Origin of the sequence: Pediococcus sp., from assembly GCF_003533255.1 — a bacterium.
Lineage (GTDB): Bacteria > Bacillota > Bacilli > Lactobacillales > Lactobacillaceae > Pediococcus > Pediococcus parvulus.
Genome location: NZ_DOEM01000022.1, coordinates 1 through 3,189, shown reverse-complemented (window position 1 = coordinate 3,189; position 3,189 = coordinate 1). Strand labels below are relative to the sequence as shown.

Annotated in this window: 3 protein-coding genes; 2 read left to right on the top strand and 1 reads right to left on the bottom strand. The window is 38.7% G+C overall.

Features of this window, described 5'->3' with window-relative positions:
• Window positions 1-20 precede the first annotated feature (20 nt).
• Window positions 21-206 carry a PspC domain-containing protein gene (locus DD627_RS05415; RefSeq protein ID WP_057784560.1) on the bottom strand — a complete coding sequence of 62 codons (186 nt, stop codon included), beginning with the start codon at window positions 204-206 and terminating at the stop codon, window positions 21-23.
• 244 nt (window positions 207-450) lie between these two features.
• Between DD627_RS05415 and DD627_RS05410 the strand changes: the two genes are divergently transcribed.
• Together DD627_RS05410 and DD627_RS05405 are read left to right on the top strand one after the other, a co-directional pair.
• Window positions 451-2,079 carry a malolactic enzyme gene (locus DD627_RS05410; protein WP_057784561.1) on the top strand — a complete coding sequence of 543 codons (1,629 nt, stop codon included), beginning with the start codon at window positions 451-453 and terminating at the stop codon, window positions 2,077-2,079.
• A gap of 33 nt (window positions 2,080-2,112) precedes the next feature.
• Entirely contained in the window at window positions 2,113-3,078 is a 966-nt protein-coding gene (locus tag DD627_RS05405; RefSeq protein ID WP_260274695.1) for an AEC family transporter, read from the top strand.
• Window positions 3,079-3,189 lie beyond the last annotated feature (111 nt).

Sequence of the window (3,189 nt, the reverse complement as noted above, 5' to 3'; positions counted from 1 at the left end):
AACCCGTCTCAATCCGCTCACTAATTTTTTTCCGGCATCACCCATGCCGCCACAATGTACAAAATAATACATGGGAAAAATCCTGGGATTGAAATTGCCGCGTAAAGTACTCGTGCCAATGTCTTATCTATTCCCATATATTCTGCAAAGCCACCAACTACCCCTGCAATCATCTTATCTGATGATTTTGTCAGTTTTTTACTCATAATTATTCCTCCTCTGCTTTTTCCGGTCTATTTCTTTACTATTTTTATTATAACTTTTTGGACTATTAAATCCTATCTAAAAGTACTAAAAAACTTTACTAATGGTCAGCCGTGATATTATTAGGCTTTCCATAAAGCTTATTAGATTTTTTAATACATTCTTAAAGATTTGACTATAGTTTTTTCAGGCGTGTATAGTGACCTTTCGTTGAGAACAAAAAGTAAGTAACTGGAGGTTATGAATATGACAAAAAGTCCTGTAGAAATTTTAAATAATCCTTTTGAAAATAAAGGTACTGCTTTTACTGAAAAAGAGCGTCAATCACTTGGTTTGGTTGGTTTATTACCACCTTATGTCCAAACCTTGGATGATCAAGCTAAACAAACTTATGCCCAATTACAAACAAAAACTAGTGATTTAGAAAAACGGATTTTCTTAATGGAAATCTTCAACGAGAATCGTGTTTTGTTTTACAAATTGTTTAGTCAACACGTTGTCGAGTTCATGCCAATTGTGTATGATCCAACGATCGCCGACACCATCGAAAATTACAGTGATTTATTTATTCAATCACAAAATGCCGTTTTCTTGTCAATCGATGATCCTGACAGCATGAAAGCTTCATTGAAGAATGCCGCTGATGGTCGCGACATTCGTTTGATCGTGGTAACCGATGCTGAAGGAATCTTAGGCATTGGCGACTGGGGCACAAACGGGGTTGATATCTCGGTTGGTAAACTCATGGTTTATACTGCTGCTGCCGGCATCGATCCTAGCCAAGTAATGCCTGTTGTGCTTGATGTAGGTACTAACAATCAAGATTTGTTAAAGAATCCTATGTACCTTGGTAATCGTCACGAACGTATTACTGGCGATCGTTATTACAAATTTGTTGATCAGTTTGTGAATACTGCTGAAGACTTATTCCCTAAGCTGTACTTGCATTTTGAAGATTTTGGCCGTGATAATGCTGCTAATATCTTGAACAAGTACAAGGACCAGATCACCACATTTAATGATGATATTCAGGGAACTGGAATCATTGTGTTAGCTGGGATTCTTGGTGCTTTGAATATTTCAAAACAAAAGATGACTGATCAAGTTTACTTGTCATACGGAGCAGGAACTGCCGGTGCTGGTATTACGAAACGAATTTACGACGAGTTCTTGCAACAAGGTTTATCTGCAGAAGAGGCTAAGAAACACTTCTATATGGTGGACAAACAAGGTTTGCTGTTTGATGATGACCAAACTTTGACACCAGAACAAAAACCATTTGCACGTTCACGTTCAGAATTTGCCAATGCTGATGAATTAACAACGCTTGAAGCTGCTGTTAAAGCCATTCACCCAACCATTTTGGTGGGAACATCAACTCAACCAGGGACCTTTACGGAAGCTGTTGTGAAAGAAATGGCTGCTCATACTGACCGTCCAATTATCTTTCCATTATCAAATCCAACAAAGCTTGCAGAAGCAAAGGCTGAAGATTTGATCAAGTGGAGTGATGGTAAGGCTTTGGTTGCAACTGGAATTCCAGCCGCAGACGTTGCCTACAATGGTGTTACTTACCAAATCGGTCAGGCTAACAATGCGTTAGTTTATCCTGGATTAGGTTTAGGTGTCATTGCTTCAACTGCAAAAGTATTAAATGATGAAATGATCTCACAAGCTGCTCATTCATTAGGTGGTATTGTGGATGGTAACAAACCAGGAGCAGCTGTTTTACCTCCTGTTTCCAAACTTGATCAATTCTCGTTTACAGTAGCAAAGGCCGTTGCTCAAAGTGCTGTGGATCAAAAATTGAATCAGGAATCTATTTCAGATGTTGATAAGGCTATTAACGATGTGAAATGGGAACCTAAGTATTAAAAATAAAAGAATTTAAGTAGAGGAAGGATTATCATGGCTTTTATAACTTCTGTTGAAAGTATTGTGACAATTTTACTAATGATGGCCCTAGGTTATTTACTCCGCCGAATTGGCTGGTTTGATGATAACTTTAGTGGCAGCATCTCAAAATTGATTATGAATGTGGCTTTACCAGCTTCAATCTTTGTATCTGTAATGAAGTACCTAACTTTGAATAAATTAATTAGTCTTTCGAGTGGCTTAATTTATTCATTTGGTGGGGTCATTATTGGCTACATCATCGCTTGGTTGGCCGTAAAGGTTTTGCGAGTGCGTCCAGGACGGCGTGGAATTTTTATGAATACCGTTGTGAATGCGAACACCATTTTTATTGGGCTACCTTTAAATATTGCGTTGTTTGGATCAGTTAGTTTGCCATATTTCTTGGTTTATTATGTTACTAATACCGTTTCGACTTGGGCATTTGGTGTGTTCTTGATTTCAAACGATGATCCAACGAAGAAGAAGGGTGAAAAAGGTTCTGGTAACTTTAACTGGAAGAAACTTTTGCCACCACCATTGTTAGGCTTTTTGGTTGCGTTAGTTTGGTTGATTTTGAGTTTGCCGGTGCCAGAATGGGCAAATAATACATTAACTTATGTTGGTAATTTGGTTACACCATTGTCCTTGATTTATATCGGGATTGTGTTGGCGGATGCCGGTTTGAAGAGTATTAATTTTGATAAAGATACGATTTTTGCGTTGTTGGGTCGATTTGTGTTGTCACCAATTGTGATCACGATGTTGATTATGTGGGGAGCAAGTATGGGGCATGCAATTCCAACGATGGAAATGCAGACGTTGATTGTGCAGGCGGCGGCACCAGGTTTGGCGGTAATGCCAATATTGGCGAACGAGTCGCATGGTGATGTGAAGTTTGCGACAAACTTGGTAACGACAAGTACAATTTTGTTTATAGTGGTTGTGCCGATTGTGATGAGTTTGATTCAGTTTGTATAAAAAAGAGTGTTAAAGAGAGCGGTAGTTTATGAGCATTAGCATAGATAGTCGAATGATTCGGGTTAGGAATCGTTTGACTATCGTAGCTACTACTCCACACGCAGGGATGGT

Bases quoted from the DNA above. Each gene is read 5' to 3' on its own strand.
- DD627_RS05415 (WP_057784560.1), bottom strand. From the start codon at position 206: ATGAGTAAAAAACTGACAAAATCATCAGATAAGATGATTGCAGGGGTA.
- DD627_RS05410 (WP_057784561.1), top strand. From the start codon at position 451: ATGACAAAAAGTCCTGTAGAAATTTTAAATAATCCTTTTGAAAATAAA.
- DD627_RS05405 (WP_260274695.1), top strand. From the start codon at position 2,113: ATGGCTTTTATAACTTCTGTTGAAAGTATTGTGACAATTTTACTAATG.